At 65.9% G+C, this 20,988-nt stretch carries 11 protein-coding genes; 4 read left to right on the top strand and 7 right to left on the bottom strand.

Translation table 11 applies throughout. The features are described 5' to 3' along the window. Window positions 1-307: 307 nt before the first annotated feature. Both B215_RS0102500 and B215_RS0102495 read left to right on the top strand, forming a co-directional pair. Entirely contained in the window at window positions 308-1,168 is an 861-nt protein-coding gene (locus B215_RS0102500; RefSeq protein ID WP_019368054.1) for a PhzF family phenazine biosynthesis protein, read from the top strand. Window positions 1,169-1,286: 118 nt separating this feature from the next. Further along, entirely contained in the window at window positions 1,287-2,729 is a 1,443-nt protein-coding gene (locus B215_RS0102495; RefSeq protein WP_019368053.1) for a hypothetical protein, read from the top strand. Between the two features lie 12 nt (window positions 2,730-2,741). Here B215_RS0102495 and B215_RS19475 read toward each other — a convergent pair whose 3' ends face one another. Beyond that, the gene (locus tag B215_RS19475; protein ID WP_019368052.1) at window positions 2,742-4,250 is read right to left on the bottom strand and encodes an oligosaccharide flippase family protein; all 1,509 of its coding nucleotides are present in this window, start codon (window positions 4,248-4,250) and stop codon (window positions 2,742-2,744) included. 49 nt (window positions 4,251-4,299) lie between these two features. Then, window positions 4,300-5,172: a glycosyltransferase family 2 protein gene (locus B215_RS0102485; RefSeq protein WP_019368051.1), complete on the bottom strand. Its 873-nt coding sequence runs from the start codon at window positions 5,170-5,172 to the stop codon at window positions 4,300-4,302. A gap of 347 nt (window positions 5,173-5,519) precedes the next feature. On the opposite strand from B215_RS0102485, the gene B215_RS20530 reads away from it, so the two are divergent. Beyond that, window positions 5,520-7,973: a glycosyltransferase family 4 protein gene (locus B215_RS20530; protein WP_019368049.1), complete on the top strand. Its 2,454-nt coding sequence runs from the start codon at window positions 5,520-5,522 to the stop codon at window positions 7,971-7,973. A gap of 7 nt (window positions 7,974-7,980) precedes the next feature. Here the strand turns inward: B215_RS20530 and B215_RS0102470 are convergent, their stop codons facing one another. Beyond that, window positions 7,981-9,897 carry a CocE/NonD family hydrolase gene (locus B215_RS0102470; protein WP_019368048.1) on the bottom strand — a complete coding sequence of 639 codons (1,917 nt, stop codon included), beginning with the start codon at window positions 9,895-9,897 and terminating at the stop codon, window positions 7,981-7,983. Window positions 9,898-10,091: 194 nt separating this feature from the next. Here B215_RS0102470 and B215_RS0102465 point away from each other — a divergent pair, with 194 nt between their 5' ends. Beyond that, complete coding sequence (locus tag B215_RS0102465; RefSeq protein WP_019368047.1) at window positions 10,092-11,765, top strand: carboxylesterase/lipase family protein; 1,674 nt, start codon at window positions 10,092-10,094, stop codon at window positions 11,763-11,765. A gap of 116 nt (window positions 11,766-11,881) precedes the next feature. Here B215_RS0102465 and B215_RS0102460 read toward each other — a convergent pair whose 3' ends face one another. The 4 genes from B215_RS0102460 to B215_RS0102445 all read right to left on the bottom strand — a co-directional run bounded on the left by B215_RS0102460 (window position 11,882) and on the right by B215_RS0102445 (window position 20,941). Further along, complete coding sequence (locus B215_RS0102460) at window positions 11,882-14,863, bottom strand: TonB-dependent receptor domain-containing protein (protein WP_019368046.1); 2,982 nt, start codon at window positions 14,861-14,863, stop codon at window positions 11,882-11,884. A 534-nt stretch (window positions 14,864-15,397) separates the two neighbouring features. After that, window positions 15,398-17,731 (bottom strand): GH92 family glycosyl hydrolase, encoded by a 2,334-nt coding sequence (locus B215_RS0102455; RefSeq protein WP_019368045.1) that lies wholly within the window; start codon window positions 17,729-17,731, stop codon window positions 15,398-15,400. A 100-nt stretch (window positions 17,732-17,831) separates the two neighbouring features. Further along, window positions 17,832-19,190 carry an HlyD family type I secretion periplasmic adaptor subunit gene (locus B215_RS0102450; protein WP_019368044.1) on the bottom strand — a complete coding sequence of 453 codons (1,359 nt, stop codon included), beginning with the start codon at window positions 19,188-19,190 and terminating at the stop codon, window positions 17,832-17,834. Continuing rightward, a complete protein-coding gene (locus tag B215_RS0102445) occupies window positions 19,187-20,941 on the bottom strand; it encodes a type I secretion system permease/ATPase (protein WP_019368043.1) in 1,755 nt (584 codons plus the stop codon). Before B215_RS0102445 ends, B215_RS0102450 begins: the two co-directional genes overlap by 4 nt. Between the last annotated feature and the right edge of the window lie 47 nt (window positions 20,942-20,988).

Below are 20,988 nucleotides of genomic sequence, written 5' to 3'. Positions count from 1 at the left end.
CTGGGGGCGCTGAAAAACGAAGTTCCAGCGGAGGTGCGAAAAGCAGATCAGTGAAAAACTGCTGCGATGGTGGACGGATGCATGAGTGGTCAAGGACAGCTTCCCTGTTAATGCCGCCTTAGACAACCCACGCACCAAGCAGCGCGTTCCACGGATAACCTGTAAAATACGTTGGAAATTAACATGATACAGGTTAATCAAAATATGTCGTCGGCGCTTATTTCGACAATGGTGCCCGTCGTTTTCAGCGCGCGACAGAATCGCTAAGACCGCTCCGCGGCCGCATTGGCGGCAGGGGAGATTCCGCATGGATCACGGGTTTGCGATGGTCGACGTCTTTCACAATGGGCCGTTCACCGGCAATCCCTTGGCCGTCGTGTTTGGGGGCGAGGCGCTCGATACAATGGCGATGCAGGCGATCACCCGCTGGTTCAACCTCAGCGAAACGGCGTTCCTGTTGCCACCGACCGTGCCGGGCGCCGATTATCGCGTGCGCATCTTCACGCTGGATCGCGAACTGCCCTTTGCCGGCCACCCCACGCTTGGCGCCTGCCACGCCTGGTTGGCGGCGGGCGGCGTTCCTGCCGGTGGCGACACCATCGTCCAGCAATGCGGCCTAGGCGAAGTGCCGATCCGTCGCACGGGCGAGTTGCTTGCCTTCGCGGCGCCGCCGCGGCTGCGCACCGGGCCCGTGGCGGCCGAGACGCGGGCCGAGGTCGCGGCGCTGTTGCGGCTGGATCCAGCGGCGATCGTCGATTGCGTCTGGGCGGATAACGGCCCGGGCTGGATCGCGGTGCTGCTCGATTCTGCCGAAGCTGTGCTCGCGGTGGACCCGGTGCGATACCATGCCGAGCGCATCGAGATCGGGCTGGTCGGCCCGCATCCGCAGGGCGGCGCCGTGGATTGGGAAATCCGTACGCTGTTCAGCGATGCGTTCGGCGGGATCGTGGAAGACCCCATTACCGGCAGCTTCAACGCCGCGGTGGCGCAATGGCTGTTCGAAACCGGCCGCGTCACCCACGGCTATGTCGCTGCTCAGGGGACGGCGATCGGCCGCGACGGGCGCGTTCGGGTCGAATTCGAGGCGGATACCGGCCAGGCGTGGATCGGCGGCCGGACCCTGACGATTGCCGAAGGATCGCTGCCGGCCCTTGCCGCCGGCAGCTGATCTTCGTACGCAAGACAGGCACCTTATGGGCGCGTGTCGTTACTTGCGTTTAACGTATCGGGATGGTGTGGGCCCTGGGCGGGAACGGGCCGACATCGCGTCGGGGGAACGGTTTTACATGATCGCCATTGCGGTTTTCTGGGCAATTTACGCCGTCATCGCCTTCCTCCCGATGCGCTACTGCATCTGGTTCTTCTTCATTTCCCTGTCCTTTTCCTCCTTCGCCGTCGTCCCGGCAGAGCTGACGGCCTCGCTGTCGCTTCTCTGCACGTCGATGATCATCCCGCTGATCGTTGTGAAAGCGATTTTGGCCGTGCCGCGATCGAGCATGTTGTGGGATGCGCTGTTCAACCCCAATCAGATGGCGCTGCTGACGACGTTCATGGTTGTCGCCCTGGTGGTCACCGCGCTGGCGCCCAGCCTTTTCCCGGGCATTCCGGTGCTGGGCATGAACCAGCCCGTCGTCGTGCCGCTTGCCTATGAATCGGCGCACCTGTCGCAATCCATCTATCTGCTCGCATCCTTCATGCTCGTGCTTGCTTTCCACTGCATCCTGCTCACCGAGGCCGGGCGGCGCCATGTGGCGGAAGGGCTGCTGATCGGCGGGGCGATGGCGGTATTTTCCGGCATGATCGACATGGCGCTGGCGAATACTTCAGCGCTCGAGGTGGTGCGGACGGCAGACTATACCTATCTGGCCGACTCCGTGGCCGCGGGCACCCGCCGCGTTGTCGGCTTCGGTGCCGAAGCGTCGGTGTTCGGCGCTACGACGGTCAGCTTTCTCGGCCTGATCTATTTCGTCCGTCCTGCAACCCTGCTGCCGGCCTGGACCGCCCCCGTGCAGACCGGCATCCTCGCGGGTCTGTTCGTCTTCGCGTGCCTCTCCACCTCCTCCTCGGCGATCGTCGGGCTAATCGCCGCCCTGGGCATTGCCGCGGCGGATTATGTCGGCCGTCTCACCAGCACGGGCTTTGCAAGGCGGCGGGGGGGATTGCTGTTCGAAGCCTGGATCGCCGCCGGCGCAGCCTCCCTCCTCGCGCTGGTGTTCATCGCCGGCGCGCCGCTGACCGACGAGGTGTTCGCGATCTTTGACGAGATGGTACTCAAGAAGACGCAGAGCGGCTCCTTCGAAGAGCGCTCCAGCTGGAGCGCGACCAGCCTCGAAGCGCTCGCCCATAGCTACGGCTTCGGCGTCGGCCTCGGCGGAACGCGCGCGTCCAACTGGGCGGTATCGGTCGTCTCCAGCACCGGCATCATTGGCGGATTGCTGCTGCTCGGCTTCATTCTTTCGCGGCTGCTGGCGACGTTCCCCGTGGACGGCTCGCCCGAATGGCTGATGGCCCGCGGGGCCAAGCGGGCGATGATCACGCTCGCCGTGCCGATCATCCTCGCAGGCACCACGCCCGATTTCGGCCCGGCACTTGCCCTGACCTTCGCGATGCTTACCGCGCTGCCGCTACAGCTCTGGGCCCGGCGCGGCGCGGCGGCGGCAGTACCCCAGCGGCCGCGAGTTGCGCCCGCGGGCGGCAGCGAGCGGCGCGGCCGCCTTCCGGCCAGCTGACCTTGATACGCTTCAGGCGCGCGCGCGGACCCATCGGCCGCGCAGGCGCTCCAGAATCAGCGTCGTCTGGCGCAGCACGAAGCGTTCCAGCCCATCCGGCCGGCCCATTACGGCCCACACCGCGAAGGTCGTTGCCCAGAACAGGCCGAGCGCTGCCGCTCCCACGGCCGGCAGGACTGCCAGCAGCATCGCGGGCGACACGCCGTGCAGAGCGCGCTTGGCCAGCAGCAGGAACAGCGCATAGACGATTGCGCCGGCCACCACGCGCACGGTTCCGCGCGCCTGTTGAACGATGCTGGCACCGATCACCGCGCGCACCCGAAACACGACCACCACCGCTCCCACGCCGAAGGTAAGGAACTGGGCAGCGATCGCGCCAGCGACGCCCCAGGGCGGCGTCGCCAGCAGCAAGGCTGGCAGCAGCACCAGCATCTGGATCAGGTTCAGCCGGAAAAGCTGATTCGCGCGTCCCAAGGCCACGCAAAGCGGAATATAGGTCGCGGTCGTCGCGGCGAGGCACGCGGCCAGTGCCAGCCAACTGACGATCGGCGGCGTGGCATGCCATTTCGAGCCCAGCAGCAGCAGGACGAGCGGATCGGCGAAAACGGCGACGGCCAACATTACCGGCAGGCTGACGGCCAGCGTCGTCGCCACGCTGTTGCAATACAGCGCGCGGAGGCGCTTGGCGTCGTCCTGCACGCGCGAAAACGCCGCTACCAGCGGCCGAACCATCGTCTGGATCAGGGCCTGCTCGGGCACCGCCGCCAGATCGCCGGCCAGCGTGAACGATCCCAGCACGTTGCTCGGCACGAACATGCCGAGCACCAGACGGCTTGATCGCCAGTTCAGCGCCGATACCACTTGCGAGGCAGTGAACCAGCCGAGAAAGCCGTAGAATTGCTTGCCGTGCCGCAGCGTCAACCGCACCCGATGCGGCGCGACGAGAAAGGACGTCACCATCATCGCGAGCGGAGTCATCACGGTGCTGACCACGATCGCCCGATAGTCGCGCAGCAGAAACGCCGCAATCGATCCGGCGATGAGGCTGGCGACTTTGCCCACCATTTCCACCAGCATGTCGCGCCGGAAATCGATGGACCGGGCGTAGAGCGCCAGCCCCGGGCTCATCATCCCCCGCATCGCCGGTGCAAGGCCCAGCGCGCACACGATCGGCACCAGCGAGGGTTCGCCATAGAGCAGCGCGATCGGCCAGGCGAGCGCGGCCAACACGAACATCAGCGCAAGACCGCGCAAAAGGCTAATCGTGAACGCCGTGTCGATCAGGTCGCGGCTCGGATCGCTGCTGCGGACGATAACCTGCGCGACCGGCAGATCGAGCACGGCCTCCACGATCTGCACGATCGTCAGTGCGATCGCCACGGTGCCGAAATCGCGCGGCAGCAGCAGCCGGGCGAAGAGAATCAGCATCGCCAGGTCGAAGCAGCGCGCGGACAGGCGAGAAACGATGAGCATGATCGTTCCCGACGCCATGCGCGCGCCCATCGAGCCTTGGATGTCCATGCAGTCCCCGTTCAAACCATTCTATGTAGCGCAGCCGCGCCCGGCAGGATCAGAGGTCCAGCACCCGTTCCGGCGCGAGGCGGCCGCGCAGACCATGCCACAGCGCCAGCCAGTTGCCATAGGCCCGTCCTTTGCGATCGATCCACGGTTCCGGCCACAGCAGTCGCGCGTGGTTCATGAGGATGTTCCGCGTCATGAGCCAATAGGCGTGATCCGCACGGATCGATCGCTTGGCGCGCAGGTGCAAAGGATTGGCGATCTGCGAATAGCCGAACTGCCGCCCCGGTCCCCGCCCTAGCTTCACGCCCTGGTGCACGCCCATGAAAGCATTGGTCCGCACGACCCGGCCCTGGCGCCCGACGCGATTGGAAAAGTCCACGTCTTCCAGCCAGCCATAAAGCGGCAGCCGCTCGTCAAACCGCTCCTTGCCGATCGCGCTGAACCGAAACGCCATGTTGCACCCATAGGTGCCGTCGATCGGCGCCAGTTCCACGGCCTCCGGGGCCACCGGCTTGAGTGAAGAAACGATGGCGGAAGCGACTTCGTACGAGATGCCGGCCGATCCTATGCCGTCCAGCACCACGCTGCCGCTGGCAGCCACGACGTCGCTATGCTCCGCGAAGAACCGCGCCATCGCCTCCAGGCTGAACGAAGCCGGGACGAAGTCGTCGTCGTAGAACACCACCAGGTCGGTGGTCGTCTCATCCAGCATGTCCAGTCCGACATTGCGTTGCGCGGGCAGCCCCAGCGGCGCCTGCACCACGTCGATCCCCGACGCTTCGAATCCCGGCGGCAGGTCTTCCGGCCGGGCGATGGCGAAGATCACCCGGCTCGGTGCCAGCGTCTGGTTGCGGATATGATCGGCCCAGCGCGCCAGTTCCGTGGGCCGCCGCGTACTTGCGATGACAACCGCGATGTTCATGCTTCCCAACCCCTCAGTATGGCGCACATGGCTGCGCCGTAGAACGAATCGCGTTCAATTCGTATCTGCCCCTTAGCAAGCATAATGATGAAGACAACGAAGTACAGCTTCGCTATACGCGGCACCGGGGAGAGGCGCTATGTGAAAGGAACGTTCCGAACTCGGAGCGATCCCTAGTCATGCGCTTTGAATTCGTGGAATATAGGTTAGCAACCGCTAACCTGTTCTGGATCCGGGGGGACAATGCGACGTACACTGACACTCGACGGTGAATTCTACTCCGTGCGCGCTGCCGCCATTTCCGTATTTCGTGGTCAAGCTACTGTTGCAGCAGGCGAGTTCGCGGCATGAGCACGATCGATCGCGTCGTGCTGCTCAACGACAGCGCCATGGCACGTGGCGGCGCGACGGCGCTCGCGCTTGCCTGCGCCATCGGCCTTCGATCGCGTGGTATGCCGGTCACTTATGTCGCCGGTGAGGGGCCGGTCGCCAGTGAACTGGCGCAAAGCGGTGCCGATCTTCTCCAGATTGGCGGGCATGCGATCGCTGCCGAGCATCGGCTGTCCGGGGTGGCCAAGGGCCTGTATCGCAGCAAGGCGGCAGAGGTCGTCTCCAACTGGATCGCGCGGCACGATACACCTCGCACCGTCTATCATCTGCACAATTGGGCGCATTTTCTGTCGCCTGCGATCTTCTCGGCGCTGCGGCCGGTGCAAGAGCGGCTGGTTATCACCACCCATGATTTTTTCCTGACCTGCCCGAACGGCGCGCAATATTCCTTCCGGGAGTCGCGGACCTGCCCGCGCCGGGCCAACAGCCCCGCCTGCGTCGCGCATAACTGCGATCGGCGAAGCTATGCGGACAAGCTGTGGCGGGTCAGCCGCCACGCCTTGCGTCAGACGCTGTTCAGCCTGCACGACGCGCCGGTTCGCTTTTCGGTGATTCATCGCAGCATGATGCCGCTGCTCGCCCAGGGCGGAATGCCGATCGAGAAAATGGTACCGATCCCCAACCCGATCCGCCCCTTTCTGCGCGAGCGGGTGACGGCAGAGAAGAACCAAGAGGTGCTGTTCGTCGGCCGTCTCGCGCATGAAAAGGGGCCGGACATCGTTGCCGAAGCGGCGCGGCGCGCCGGGCTCAAGATCGTCTTCGTCGGTGAAGGGCCGATGCTTCCCGCGCTGGACGCGGCCTATCCGGAAGCCGTCTTCCACGGCTGGAAGGCACCGGGGGACATCGCCGCGATCGCCCGTAACGCGCGCATGCTGGTAATGCCGAGCCGGTGGGCGGAGCCCTACGGGCTGGTTGCGGGGGAAGCCTTGTGGAGCGGGATCCCTGTCGTGCTCTCTGACAATGCCTTTCTGGCGCCCGCGATCGCCGCCGCCGGCGCCGGGCTTGCCGTGCCCAATTCGGTGGAAGCCTTTGCAGAGGCGATGCGCAGGATCGCCCAGGATGATGCGTTGGCTGCGCAGATGAGCCACGCGGCGTTCCATGATACCCAGTCGATCGGCAACACGACCGAGTCCTGGCTCGATGCGCATCTTCGCCTGTACGAGGAACGGCTCCCCGCCCAGGGTCCGACCGATCCAGGCGAGCCGGCGCTCCGCGCGCGTCTGTTCAACGTGAAGTACAGCCCCAATCTGGGCGATGGGCTGATCGCCGCCTGTCTGGAATCCGCGATCGAGCAAGCGTCACCGTCGTCGGAGGTGCGCTCGGTCGATCTTGCCGCGCGCAAGGCGCTGGGTGACGATATTCCCGCGCGCGGGGCACTGCTCAACACGCTGGATGCCCTCCCCGCCTCCGCGCGCCAATTGGTGATCCGCGCGCCGCTCGCACTTGCCAGCGCCCTCAAGTGGCGACCCCACTATACGCGCGAGATGGAAGGCGCGAATTGCGTCGTGATCGGCGGCGGCAATCTGCTCGCCGATATCGATCTGAATTTTCCCACCAAGATCGGCTTGGTGATGCGGGAAGCCGAGTGGCTTGGCCTGCCGGTGGCGCTTCACGCCGTCGGCGTGTCGGGTGATTGGACCCGCGCCGGTCTGGCACGGATGACACGCGCGTTGGCGCGCCCGGCGTTGCGATCGGTTTCGGTGCGCGACCTGCGCTCGCAGCAATTATGGCGGGCGCTGTTCCGGAACGCTGTGGGGCTCGATGCCAGCCTTGCCGCCGATCCCGGCCTGCTCGCCAGCGTGGCGCTGCCGCAATCTCTACTGCCCCGCACGGGAGCACCGCTCGTGGGCATCGGCATCACCAGCCCGCTTTCGGTACGCTATCACGCCACCGCCGAAATCGCCGCGGGGTTTGACGAACGCTATGTTGCGCTGGTCGAAGCGATGCTCGATCGTGGCTATCGCGTGACCCTGTTCACCAACGGTGCGCCGGAAGATCGCCGCTACCTCGAAACTCTGAAGCGCCCGCTGGCGGATTTGCACAATGCTGCCGACATCGCCTTCGAACAGCCTGTCGATCCGGCGGGCCTGTGCGCTACCATCGCCGGTTTCGATCTTCTGATCGCGCATCGCTTGCACGCGATCATCGCCGGCTATGCCTATGGCGTGCCGGTGGTGGGGCTGCGCTGGGACCCGAAGCTTGATTCCTTCCTCGCAGCGGTGTCGCTGGAGCACCAGATCGCCGACCTTGCGACCACGCCTTCCATGGCGCTGGCGGCGCTGGCGGATGCTGCCCGCGCCGCGCCGGTGCCGGAGGAAGCCCGGGCAGCAACGGTGTTGCGCGCCCGTGCCGGGGTCGAGCAGCTGGTGCGCGTGCTACACGGCGCCGTGGCCCCGGCTAGCACGCGCTGAACCGCCTTCAGCGCGCCTTGGCGGCGCTCTGGTCTACCGGTACGACGGGGAGCAGCACGGCGCTCGATTGCGCCCCGCCGTACAGGATCGTCACCGTTGCCTTGCGATAATCGTTCGGCTTGGCGAAGAAGATGTTGTCCACATAGGTCTGCGGATTGCGGTCATACACCGGGAACAGCGTGGACTGGATCTGCACCATGATGCGGTGCCCGGGCAGGAAGGTATGGTTCACCGTCGGCAGCCGGAACTTGTATTCCTGCACCTTGCCGGCGGGGATCGGCGTCGGCCGCTCGAACGAATGGCGATAGCGGCCGCGGAAGATGTCCATCGCGATCGGCAGCTGGAAACCGCCCATTTCCTTGGCGGAGGCGATTTCCTCCGGATAGACGTCGATCACCTTAACCACGAAGTCGCCGTCGGTGCCGGTGGTCTTCGCGAAGATGTTCGCCAGCGGCGCGCCCGACAGGCGCACCGGCTCGTTCAGCACCGGGGTAGCATAGGTCAGCACGTCCTGACGGCCATCGACGAAGCGCTGGTCGGTGACGAGGTAGGTGCTCCAGCGGCCGTCGCTGAAATTGATTGGGCGTGGCAGGTACGGCACCGGCTTGGCCGGATCGGAGACATAGCTGTCCTCCCCCGCCCCAGGCTTCGCGAAGCCCGCGGCTTCCCCGGACGCGAGATAAAGCGGCGTCAGCGCCCCGGAGAGCGGCCATTTGTTCAGGAAATCCCAGCGGTTCTCGCCGGTATTGTAGATGCTGGCCAGCGGCGGCGTGTAGGCTGGCGCTCCGTCCTTCAGATGCGCGTTGAAGAAGGGCAGCAAGATGTCGCGGCGGGCCTGCAGCGCGGTGTCGCCCTCGAAGTTCAGCTCGCCCAGCTTGGAACCGTTATAGTTGAAGCCGGAGTGCCGCCACGGACCCATCAGCAGGAAGTTGTTGGTCGCCTGTGGGGTCTTCTGCAGCTCCTCCCAGGCGTGGATGGCGCCATACATGTCCTCGTGATCCCACAGACCCTGTTCCCAGAGCGTCGGCACGTTGGACGGATTGGCGGCCAGGATCTTGTCGAGCGCCTGGCCCTGCCAGAACGCGTCATAGGCAACATGCTGGGTCAGCTTCTGCCAGAAGGGCAGCTGGTCATAGCCATATTGCTTCGCCCAGTCGCCGGCCGAGCCGACCTTGCGGAACGTGTCGTAATCGTCCCATCCGCCACCCGGTGGAGTTGGCCCGCCGGCCTTGTAGCCGGTGATGCCGGAGATCCAGCCGATGTTCGGCAGGCGGAACGCGCCGTGGTGGAACCAGTCGTCGCCCATCCAGCCGTCGATCATCGGGCTTTCCGGCGCGGCTACCTTCAGCGCGGGATGCGGGTTCAGCAGCGCCATCACCACTGTCCAGCCTTCATAGGACGAGCCAAGCATGCCGACCTTGCCGTTCGACTCCGGCAGGTTCTTCACCAACCAGTCGATAGTATCCCACGCATCGGTGGTGTCGTCGATCTTGGTCGGGTTCAGCGGCCCCACCGGCGGCCGGGTGACGACGAAATCGCCCTCCGAGCGGTACTTGCCGCGGATGTCCTGGAACACGCGGATATACCCGGCCTGGGTGAACACCTCGTCGCCCTGAGCGAGCACGGAGAGCATCTTGTTGCTGTCGGTGCGACGCACGCGATTATAGGCGTCGTACGGCGTTCGGGTGAGCAGGATCGGGGCATTCTTCGCGCCCTTGGGGATCACGATCGTGGTGAACAGCTTGGTTCCGTCGCGCATCGGGACCATCACTTCGCGGCGAATATAGTCCTTCGCGCCCTCCGGCAGCACGAACTTGGCAGGGATATCGTTGAACGCGGACGGCGATTGCTGCGCCTGCGCGGCAGGCAGGGCGAACAGCGCGGCGGCCGCACTTGCGGCGAGAAAGACGGAACGAAGCTGCATGAAGGGAGTCCCCGGAATTTGCGACGTGTCGGGTGATAATGTCACCTCGCGGCTATGGGAAGCGGCTATGGACGATCGCAAAAGGGCGAGCTTCCGCCGCCATGGCGCTGACAACGCGAAAATTTCACGCGCCCGTCCGATTTCCGGGCTAGCAAGAACACCTGAACCAGAACGGTAGAATGGGAGAAGCAAGCATGAAGGCATGGATGGTGATGCTGGCAGGGGGCGTGGCGACCTGCGCCTTTCCTTCCGCCGTGCTGGCGCAAGCCGCGGGTCCGGTGGTCGCCGTCGCAACGGGCAAGGTGCGCGGCAGTGTCGAGGAAGGCATCGCAAGCTGGAAGGGTATTCCCTTCGCCGCGCCGCCGGTCGGCGCCTTGCGCTGGCGCGCGCCGCAACCTGCGACCGCGTGGCAGGGCGTGCGCGCCGCCACCCGGTACAGCAGCGACTGCATGCAGAAGCCTTTCCCCAGCGACGCCGCGCCGCTCGGCACCACCCCCGCCGAGGATTGCCTGTACCTCAATGTCTGGAAGCCTGCCGGCGCCAGGGGCAAGCTGCCGGTGATGGTGTGGATCTATGGTGGCGGCTTTGTCAACGGCGGCGCGTCTCCACCCACCTATGCCGGCACCAACATGGCGAAGCAGGGGATCGTCTTCGTCAGCTTCAACTATCGCGTCGGCCGCTTCGGCAGCTTCGCCCTGCCCCAGCTTTCCCGCGAGAACCCCGATGGCGGGCTGCTCGGCAACTATGGCTTTATGGACCAGATCGCTGCGTTGAAATGGGTGCGCAAGAACATCGCCGCCTTCGGGGGCGATCCGGCCAATGTTACCATCATCGGCGAAAGTGCGGGCGGCATGTCCGTCCATGCGCTGGTCACCTCGCCGCTCTCGCGCGGGCTGTTTCACAAGGCCGTCGTCATGTCTGGCGGCAATGCGCAGACGGCGCGCAACGGTACGCTCAAGGATGCCGAAGCGATCGGCGAGAACTTCGCCCGTGCCCATGGCATCGATCCCGCCGCGCCCGATGTGCTCACGAAACTGCGCGCGCTCGGCCCCGAACAGGTGACCGACGGCCTTAACCTCACCGAGCTCTCCGCACCCAAACCGGGGCCGCGCACCTATGGCGGTCCCATGGTCGATGGCACGCTGCTGGTCGATCAGGAAAAGGCCTATGCCAGCGGCGACTTCGCGCACGTGCCGATGCTGATCGGCGCCACCAGCGCCGACATTGGCGGCAAGACCGGGTACATGATCGCCGGCGCACGCGAAGCCAGCGCGATGCTCGCAGCGCAGCAGGTGCCGGTGTGGGAATATCGGTTCTCGTACGTCGCCGACTCGCTGGGCCGGCCGGGCGCCGGGCACGCGACGGACATCCCGTATTTCTTCGACAATGCCCGCATCAAATATGGTGCTGCGACTACCGCGCGGGACGAACGCGTCGGCAAGACGATCAGCGCCTATCTCGTCCGCTTCGCGAAGACCGGCGATCCTAACGGTGCCGGCCTCACGACATGGCCCCGCTACACGGCCAAGGGCGATGAACTGCTCGACTTCGCGGCAGATGGCACGGCGGTTGCCGGCCGGGATCCATGGGGCGCCGAGATCGACGCGATCCAGGCCCGCACCCGCGCGGCGCTTGCTTCGGGCCATTACAACAGCCTCACCACGCCGATCGGCACGATGCTGGACGATCCCGCGGCCCGCGCGGTGCTGATGCGCCATGTGCCGGACGTTGCCGGCAACGCCCGGATCGACATGGCGCGCGGGCAGACGCTCGCCGGCATCCAGGCTTATTTCCCCGGCCAGTTGAGCGACGACAAGCTGCAGGCGATCGATGCCGATCTGGCGCAGGTGCCGGTGAAGAAGCCATAACGAACGAAGCCGGGCGACGCCCCTGCGCCGCCCGGCTTCGCCGTGCCGGATGTGACCGGCCAATGCAGAGGAAACGCCTTCCCCAGGACCAATCCCGGAGGAAGGCGTTGCTCCCGTCAGATGCGCAGCGAAATACCTGCGACGAGCTGACGACCCAGGGCATCATAGCCCATGATCGTGTTGCCGCGCAGCAGGCCGATGCGGCTGCGGCTGTCCGGCACGATCGGCGGGTCGCGATCGAAGATGTTGTTCGCGGCAAGCCGGAACGTCATCTGCTTGTTGATGTCGAACGTCACTGCCAGATCGAACCAGTTATAGGCCTTGATGCCCGGCCACTGGTCGCGACGGTCCGCAACCGGCAGCGCCGGGATGCCGGTGCTGGCCGGCGCATAGACGGTCATCGGCATCGCACCACGGTGACGCCAGTTGAGCGACACGCTGGCCACCTGCCCCGGTGCGGTCCAGGTGGTCCGGAACTGGTGCGCCCACTTGGGCATGCTCTCACCGCAGCCGCTGCCGAAGTAGCCGACGCAGTTACGCGGATCGAGGGTGGGAGCATCCTGGCTGCCGACACGGGTCATCAACGTGCCGTTGAAGTTCAGGTCAAGCGCCCCGACGCTTCCCAGGCCCAGATTATACTGCCCCTGGAAGTCCCAGCCATGCGACTGCGACTTATAGCCGTTGACCGAACCGCGCGAGACCCAGCCGCTGGACGGGCTGGTCGTCGGCGAGCTCGAAAGCGTGCCGTTCGGCGCGCGTACGATACCGCGGCAATAGAATTCATTGCCGGTGGTAAGGCAGCCGTTGATCCAGTCGAGCGGGTTGAAGAACGAGAGCTGATCTTCGAGGTCGATCAGCCAGCGATCGACCGAAACCGTCAGACCCGGCACGAACCGCGGACGCAACACCACACCGAACGTCTTGGTGTAGGCCGTTTCCGGCGCCAGGTTGAAGCCGCCTTCGCGCACGGTGCAGCGATCGTCCGGGCAGATCAGCGTCGGGCTGTTCCACAGGTTTGTCGGCAGGCCGGTGTTCGCGCACTGCTGGGGGGTCCAGGACGGCGCGGTGCGCGGGCCGCCGGACGAACTCGGCTGCGGCGCGCAGGGGTCGGCATAGAAGCCCTGGTTCCAGAAGATGTTGGCCGCGTTTGCAGCCGCGCCTACGCCCGGTGCTGCTTGCGCCTTGTTGTACGAGGCGCGGAAGGTGATGTCCTCGACCGGCGACCAGATGCCCTCGACCTTCCAGGTGCCGAAGTTGTTGTCCAGACGGTTGTACTTCGACAGGCGATAGCCGGCGTTGAGCTGGAGCAGATTGGTCCAGGACTGATTCTCGACCAGCGGCGCCTGGATTTCGGCGTTTGCTTCCAGAATGGCCTGGGTAACGCGCTGGTTGGTGCCGCCGTTGAGCTGCTGATAGATCGCGTTGACGACGGTGCGTTCCATTTCCTCGCGATATTCGCCGCCCAAGGCGATCGCGACACCCTGCTCGGCGAACGGCGAGGTGACGCCGTACTTGCCCAGGTCGCCGCTGACGGTGCCCAGGAACTGCAGCAGGCGAGGAATGCGGGTGCTGACGCCGCCGGACGCATCACCATAGATGTAGTTGTTGAGCGCCGCATCGGTGTTGAACGGCCGGAAGGCATTGAACGGCACGCAGTTCGGGTCGGTGCCGTTGGTCACCGAACGGCAGGTCGGGCGACCATTGACGTTCACCACGTCGAGAGCGCGATTGACTCGTGCGAAATCGGCGCGGGGCACGTCGATCGTGTCGAGCTGTGCACGCGAAATCATGCCGGCGACGTCATAGGACCAGACGTCGTCGAACACGCGGCCACGCAGGCCGGCGACGATGCGATAGCCCGCATTGGTGAACTTCTGTTGCACCAGCGGCATGCCGTCGAAGCGGTAGCGCAGATCGAGCGTGCCGTACTGGCCTGCCACGCCTGCGTTGGTGCCGCACAGCGTCTGCGCCTGCGAGGCCGAAAGGAACGGGTTGTCGCAGTTGGTGCGATACGGCGTGGTGCCATAGGCGCCGAAGTTATAGGTACGGTTCAGCAGCGTGTTGTACGACTTGTCCTGGTACCACAGCACGTTGCTGTACAGTTCGACATGATCGTCCAGCTGCGCGGTCAGGAAGCCGCCGGCGTTCCAACGCTCGAACGGACGCTGCCAGGCATGATCGTCATACGGGTTTGCCGAAGTACCGGCCGGACCGCTGTTGATCGGGATGAAGGTGCCGTTGCCGTTCGGGTTGTTGACCAGCACCTGGCCGGCGAACGCGCCCGACTGCGGGATGATGGTGCCGGCCGGCGTGAAGGTGGCACGGGAGCAGGCGAGCGGCGAGGTGTTGCTCGTCGTCACCACTTCGCAGACCGAGTTCGCACGGTCGCGCATGCGAACCAGGCTGGACTGACGGTAATCGGCGAAGCCCGAGATGTTGACGCGGCCACCGAACAGATCGACGCCGGCCGCAACGCTGATGTCGGCACGGCCGCCATCGTTCTTCAAGCCCAGCGGGGAATTGAAACCAGCCCGCGCCGCCGCATCGGTAACCGCGCTGCGGCGGTTGTTGTGATTGAAGAAGCTGTAGTTGCCGTCGATGCGGATGCCGGTGAAGTTCTTCTTCAGGATGAAGTTGACGACGCCCGAAACCGCGTCCGAACCATAGACCGACGAAGCACCGCCGGTCAGCACGTCGATCCGCTCGACCAGCGCATTCGGGATGATGCCGACGTCGACGGTGTTCGGCAGGCCGATGCGCAGGCCGTCGATCAACATCAGCGTGCGCTCATAGCCCAGGCTGCGCAACTTGATGCGCTGGCGGCCTTCGGAGTCGCTGAAATTCTGTTCGGAATTCACCTGCACCTGCGGCAGGCGGTTCAGCACTTCCTCGATCGTGGTCGCGCCCTGCGCGGCGATCTCGGCGGACGTGGTCGTCAGGATCGGCGCGGCCGAACGGTTGTTCGGGCGAACGATTCGCGTGCCGGTGACGACGATATTGCCGCCCGAGCTATCCTGATTCGCTTCCTCCGGCACCGTCGTTGCCGCAGAAGCGGACGTAGACTGCCCGCTATCCTGCGCAGCGGCGGGCGCTGCCATCAACGCGGCCACGCAACAGCTGGTGACCCAAACTCCCCTCAACAACATATCAGTCCCCTTTGATAACCCTAAACCTGGCCAATCCGGTTCGTCGGGGGACTGCCGCGCCCGCATAGGGACGCGCGGCTGGCTCGAACGGCCATTTCAGGCACCCGCCAAACCTTTCCAGGGTTGGTTACCAGAAGGTGTCATACTGGTTTCATGTCGGCAACACTGCACCGCCCTTTTTCGCAATTTGATTGCGATATTTCTCAAAGCGTAACCGATAGGTCACAATGCTCCACGAATCCCGCTGCTGGGACGCGCGGAAGAAACGTTTTCATCTCGGGTACATAGCGGGAGGTGCCGAACTGCCGGCTCCTCCTGCGCTTCGGCACAACGGTCCAGAGCCCACACAAAGACCAGTGTTCGGCATATCGTATAACCAATCCGGTTCACGCAGCAGCGTTGCGCGGCGCCCCGCGCTGCACATGGCGTCCGCGGAACATGTGGATCTCTTCTGCCCCGGGGGAACCGCGCGTCCCTGGCGCGCTGCTATTGCGCCGCGCTCATCGAGAAGGGCGCATCGGCCTTGCGCGCACCCCAGGCCTTGTTCGGCGTCGGCCCCATCACGAAGCGGAGCGTGCCGCCCGCCTGCAGCGACTCGCGCGACAGCCAGGGCTTGGTGTAGGCGCGGCCGTTCAGCGTGGCGGACTGGATGTAGACATTCTCGGCGCTGTTGTTGGTCGCCTCGATCGTCAGCACCTTGCCGCCCGGCATGGTGAGCCGGACGTTTCGGAACAGCGGGCTGCCGATCGCATATTGCCCCACCGTCGGCGTCACCGGATAGAAGCCGAGCGCGGAGAATACGTACCAGGCCGAGGTCTGGCCGTTATCCTCGTCGCCCGGATAGCCATCCGGCGTCGCGGCATAGAGCTTGCGCATCACGTCACGCGCATGAAACTGCGTCTTCCACGGCGCGCCGGCCCAGTCGTAGAGATAGATCATGTGCTGGATCGGCTGGTTGCCATGGGCGTACTGCCCCATGTCGACGATCTGCATCTCGCGGATCTCGTGGATCACCTGGCCGTAATAGCTGTCGTCGAAGATCGGCGCCGTGGCGAACACCGAGTCCAGCCGGTCGACGAACTTGGCGTCGCCGCCCATCAGATCGATCAGGCCCTGCACGTCCTGCATCACCGACCAGCTATAGTGGAGCGCATTGCCCTCGGTGAAGGCGTCGCCCCATTTGTACGGATTGAACGGCGTCGCCCACGACCCGTCCTTGTTGCGCCCTCGCATCCAGCCGCTCCCGGGATCGTAGAGCTTGCGGAAGTTCTGCGCACGCTCGGCATAGAGGCGGGCATCGTCCTTCTTGCCCAGCGCCGCGGCGAGGCGCGACAGCGAGAAGTCGGCGGTGGCATATTCGAGCGTGCGCGCGGCATTCTCGTTGATGCCGACGTCATAGGGCACATAGCCGAGCTGGTTATAATATTCGACGCCCTCGCGCCCGACCGCGCCGACGACATTGCCGTTCTTGTCCTTGGGGCGCCCCTGGCTGGTCGTCGCGTTCTTGACCATCGCCTCGTAGAGCGGTTCGATATCGAAGCCGCGCACGCCGTTGAGGTACGCATCGGCAATCAGGTTCGCCGAGTTGGAGCCGATCATCACGTCGCGATAGCCCGGGCTCGCCCATTCGGGCAGCCAGCCGCCTTCCTTGTACGTGTTGACCAGCCCTTGCAGAATCTCGGCATCGCGCTCCGGGACCATCAGCGCGAACCAGGGGAAGACCGCGCGCCACGTGTCCCAGAAGCCGTTGTCGGTGTACATCGGGCCGGGATGCACCTGCCCGTCATAGGGGCTGTAGTGCACCTGGCGGCCCTGGGCATCGATCTCGTAGAACATGCGCGGGAACTGCAGCATGCGGTACAGCGCCGAATAAAAGGTGCGGCGGTTGTCGAGATTGGGGTCGGTCACGCGGACGCGACCGAGCTCCTTTTCCCACGCCGCCTTGGCCTTGGCCTTGGTCTGCTCGAAGCCGTCGCCCCCGATCTCGCTGGCGAGGTTCCGCTCGGCCTGTTCGGGGCTGATGAAGGACGAGGCGACCTTGACGTGCACCTGTTCGCCCGCGCGGGTGGCGAAGCTCACCACCGCGCCGACATGGTTGCCTTCGCGCTGCGCATCGGCGGTCAGCTGCCAATTGTCGTCCCAGCTGCGGGTGACGGTGAAGTCGTGGTCGAACTCGGCGACGAAATAGTTGCGGAAATTGCCCGGCACGCCGCCATGGTTGTTGCGCACCCAGCCGCTGATCCGGCGGCGCGCGCGATCGATCTTGACGCTCGATCCACCGGCGAAGGCATCGAGCACGATGTGCGCGTCATCGGCCTTGGGGAAGGTGAAGCGGAACTGCGCGGCGCGCGCGGTGGGCGCCACCTCGGCGGTCACGTCATAATCGGCGAGGTAGACTCGGTAGCTGTACGGGTGGCTCTCCTCGGCCTTGTGGCTGTACCAGGAGGCGCGCTCGGCCTCGCGGATCCGTACCGGGCCGGTCTCCGCCATCAGCGCAAAGGCGGCATAATCGTTCATCCACGGGCTGGGCTGGTGGGTCTGCTTGATGCCGTTGATCTTGTTGTCGTGGTACATATAGCCCCAGCCGCTGCCGGGCTTGCCGGTGACCGGCGTCCAGGAGTTCATGCCCCAGGGCACGGCCACCGCGGGATAGGTGTTACCATAGGACAGCGCATAGGTGGAATCGGTGCCCATCAGCGGATTCACCAGATCGACCAGCGCCTCGCTTCGTGCCGATTGCTGCGCCGTCGCCGGCAGGGTGGCGGTGCCGGCAAGCAGCAGGGCGGCGGCACGGAGCGGCTTGGCGAAGAAACGGCGCACGAAAGATCCTTCTGCTGATGGGGGATGGGGTCGGTGCAGGCGCCTCCTTGCAGCGGGATCGGCATCGCGGCAATGGCGCTTTCGCAGCTAGGGCCGCGCCTCAATGCTCGTGCAGCGCCGTCCAGAAGCTGCCGACCAGTGGCTCCAGCGCATATTCCAGCGCGGTCCGTTTGCGCAGCGGCACCAGCACCTGCGCCGGCATGCCTGCCCGAAGTTCGAACCCTTGGCCGCGCACCTTGCGCAGCAGGTCGATCTGATCCGGTCCGACCACGACTTCACCGGTGAAATAGCGCGCGCCGGTCTTCTCGTCCGCCAGCGCATCGGCGGAAAGGCGAGTCAGCCGCCCCTTCAGATTGGGCAGGTCGCGCTCGTGCAGGCCGGGGAAACGCACCAGCGTCTGCTGCCCGACCCGCAGATCATCGGCGTCATCCACCGCTATCTGCGCCTCGATGCGCAGCGGCGCGCGCTCCGGCACGATGTCCATCAGCTTCTGGCCGGGTGCGATCACCCCCCCGGGGGTGAACACGCTCAGGCCGATCACCGCGCCGGTCGCGGGTGCGCGGATCTCGGTGCGCGACAGCTGGTCGCGCGCCGCCGCCCATTTGGGCAGCACATCGCCAAGCCGGCTGTCCACGTCGCGCAGGTCGGCGGCGATGCGCTCGCGAAAGGTGCGTTCGGCTTCCAGCGCGGTCAGTTCGCTCTCTCGCGTTGCGCCGCGCGTCTGGGCAACGCTGGCAGCATATTGGCCGCGCCGACCGACCAGTTCCGCCCGCACCCGTTCCAGTTCGCGCACCCGCGTCCGCGAGACGAAGCCTCGCTCGGCCAGCGGACGAAGCGCCGACAGCTGCTCGTCGACGAGTTTCAGTTGTTCCTGGGTGGAGACGACCTGCGTATCATAGCCCTGCCCCTGAGCCTGGGACTGCACCGCGCGCTGCCCCAAAGCACCGCGCTGCGCCAACAACGTCCCCCGACGCGCTTCGAGTTCCTGCTGCTGCAAGCGCAGCGCCAGCGCAGCCGCATCGCGATCCTCGGCGCGCAGCGTGGCGAATTCGGGCGGCGCTTCCACCCGCACCTGCCCCAGCTGCTCGGCCTCCAGCCTCGCACGCTGCGCAAGCAGGCGGATCGCCTGGCCCGACAGCGCGCGCTCCTGCGCCAGCACCTCGGCCGCGGCCAGGCGCATCAGCAGCTGGCCGCGCACCACGCGGTCGCCTTCGCGAACCCGGATCTCGCCCACCACCCCGCCGTCGCGATGCTGCACACTCTGGCGCTGGCCGGAAACGGCGAGCACGCCGGGCGCATAGGCTGCCGCATCGAGCCGCACGAACGCCGCCCAGCCCAGGAACAGCCCGAAGAACAGGCCTGCGACGATCAGCCCCAGGCGAATGTCCCGCCGGGGATCGCCCATGCGCTGCGCCAGCGGTGGATGAGGCTCGGCGGGCAGGATGACGGCGCCGTTCATGCTGCCGATCCCCCCTGTGCCGCCGGCACCATCCGGCGGACATTGGGCGGCGCGATCTTCGCCAGCACCTCGTCCCGCGGGCCGAACAACTCCACCCGCCCGTCGCGCAGCACCAGCATCTTGTCCACCACGGGCAGCACGCCCAGTTTGTGCGATACGACCAGGATCGTCTTCCCTGCCGCCTTCAGCTGCGTAATCGCAGCGTTCAGCGCGACATCGCCTTCCGAATCGAGATGCGCGTTCGGCTCGTCGAGCACATAGAGCGCCGGGTCGCCATACACCGCTCGCGCCAGCGCGATCCGCTGTGCCTGGCCCGCCGATACGCCGCGCCCGTTCAGCCCCAGCCGATGATCGAAGCCGCCGGGCAGCCGCAGGATCAGCGCGCGTGCGGCCACCAGGTCGGCCGCCGCAACCACCGCCGCGTCCACCGCCTCCGGCGCGGCCCCCAGCTCGCCCTCGAACCGGGCGATATTTTCCTTCACCGTTCCTTCGAACAGCACCGAGTCCTGTGGCAGATAGCCGATATGGCGGGCCAGGCGCTCGGGATCCCAGTCGCCGATCTCGGCCGCGTCGATCCGCACCGCACCGCGATCGACCGGCAACGCGCCGACGATCGCGCGCAGCAGCGTGGACTTGCCCGCGCCGGAGGGGCCGACAATCGCCACCACCTCGCCAGGCGCCACGGCGAAGGAAATGCCGTTCAGCACCGCCGCATCGCGCGCCGCGTTGAAGATGGTCAGCCCCTCCAGCGTCAACGCACCCTGCGGCGCCGGCAGCCGCGTAGGTTCGGGCCGTGCCACGGCGGAGGCGAGCAGCCGGTCTAGCTCCTGATAGCCGGTGCGGGCTTGGGCCAGCGTCTTCCAGCTGCCGATCACCAATTCGATCGGCGCCAGCGCGCGGGCGATCAGGAAGGAAGCGGCAAAGATCGCGCCGCCCGAGATCAGATTGTCCACGGCAAGCCACGCGCCCAGCCCCAGCGCAAGCGATTGCAGCGCCAGCCGCACGAACTTGGTGGCGGTGAAATAGCCCCCCGCGTGCAGGCCGCTCTCGGTCTGCAGCGCCAGCATCGCCTCGCGCTTGCGCTGCTGCCGCGCCACCATGGCACGCCGCATCCCCAGCGCCCGCACGCTGTCGGCCGCGCTTAGCATCACGTCCTGCGCGGCATAGGTCTGGCTGGCGACGTCCTGCGCCCGATCGAGCCCGGCGCGGGTTGCCTTTTCGTTGCGCCACGCGATCAGCGTCAGGATGAGCCCGCCGGCCAGCGCCAGCGCACCGATCAGCGGGTGGACGAGGAAGCACACGCCGACATAGATCGGCGTCCACGGGGCATCGAACAGCGCCAGCATGGCGGGGCCGGTGAGCGTCGCGCGCATCGTATCCAGATCGCGCACCGCGGAACGCGCGGCCGGCAGCTCCGGTCGGCCGATCGTCGCATCAAGCACCATCGGGGCCAGCGCGGCGTTCAGCACCACCCCGGCACGGGTCAGCAACCGGCTGCGGACGCGATCGAGCAGCGACAGGCAGGCCAGCGCGAACAGCAGCACCAGCGTCAGAAACGCCAGCGTCTGCACGCCCTGGGTCGGCACCACCCGGTCATAAACCTGGAGCATGTACAAGGTAGGCGCGATGTAGAGCAGATTGACGAGAGCGCTGAAGCCGGCCGCGGCGATCCAGTGCCGGCGGCACGCGGCCAGCGCCGCGCGCATCGGCGCCACTGCCCGTTGCGGCTCCTCCGCCAGCTGCTTCGCCATCGCCGCCACTTCCCTTCTGCCCGGGCCGCCGCCCGGAACGGTTCCGG

The sequence above is a fragment of the Sphingomonas sp. ATCC 31555 genome, from assembly GCF_000282895.1.
Lineage (GTDB): Bacteria > Pseudomonadota > Alphaproteobacteria > Sphingomonadales > Sphingomonadaceae > Sphingomonas.
The sequence above is the reverse complement of the archived record's forward strand: the minus strand, read 5'-3'. Positions and strand labels throughout refer to the sequence as shown.

Coding starts and splice junctions, on each gene's coding strand:
- B215_RS0102485 (WP_019368051.1), bottom strand. CDS start 5,172: ATGAACATCGCGGTTGTCATCGCAAGTACGCGGCGGCCCACGGAACTG.
- B215_RS0102495 (WP_019368053.1), top strand. CDS start 1,287: ATGATCGCCATTGCGGTTTTCTGGGCAATTTACGCCGTCATCGCCTTC.
- B215_RS19475 (WP_019368052.1), bottom strand. CDS start 4,250: ATGGACATCCAAGGCTCGATGGGCGCGCGCATGGCGTCGGGAACGATC.
- B215_RS0102465 (WP_019368047.1), top strand. CDS start 10,092: ATGAAGGCATGGATGGTGATGCTGGCAGGGGGCGTGGCGACCTGCGCC.
- B215_RS20530 (WP_019368049.1), top strand. CDS start 5,520: ATGAGCACGATCGATCGCGTCGTGCTGCTCAACGACAGCGCCATGGCA.
- B215_RS0102445 (WP_019368043.1), bottom strand. CDS start 20,941: ATGGCGAAGCAGCTGGCGGAGGAGCCGCAACGGGCAGTGGCGCCGATG.
- B215_RS0102470 (WP_019368048.1), bottom strand. CDS start 9,897: ATGCAGCTTCGTTCCGTCTTTCTCGCCGCAAGTGCGGCCGCCGCGCTG.
- B215_RS0102460 (WP_019368046.1), bottom strand. CDS start 14,863: ATGGCAGCGCCCGCCGCTGCGCAGGATAGCGGGCAGTCTACGTCCGCT.
- B215_RS0102450 (WP_019368044.1), bottom strand. CDS start 19,190: ATGAACGGCGCCGTCATCCTGCCCGCCGAGCCTCATCCACCGCTGGCG.
- B215_RS0102500 (WP_019368054.1), top strand. CDS start 308: ATGGATCACGGGTTTGCGATGGTCGACGTCTTTCACAATGGGCCGTTC.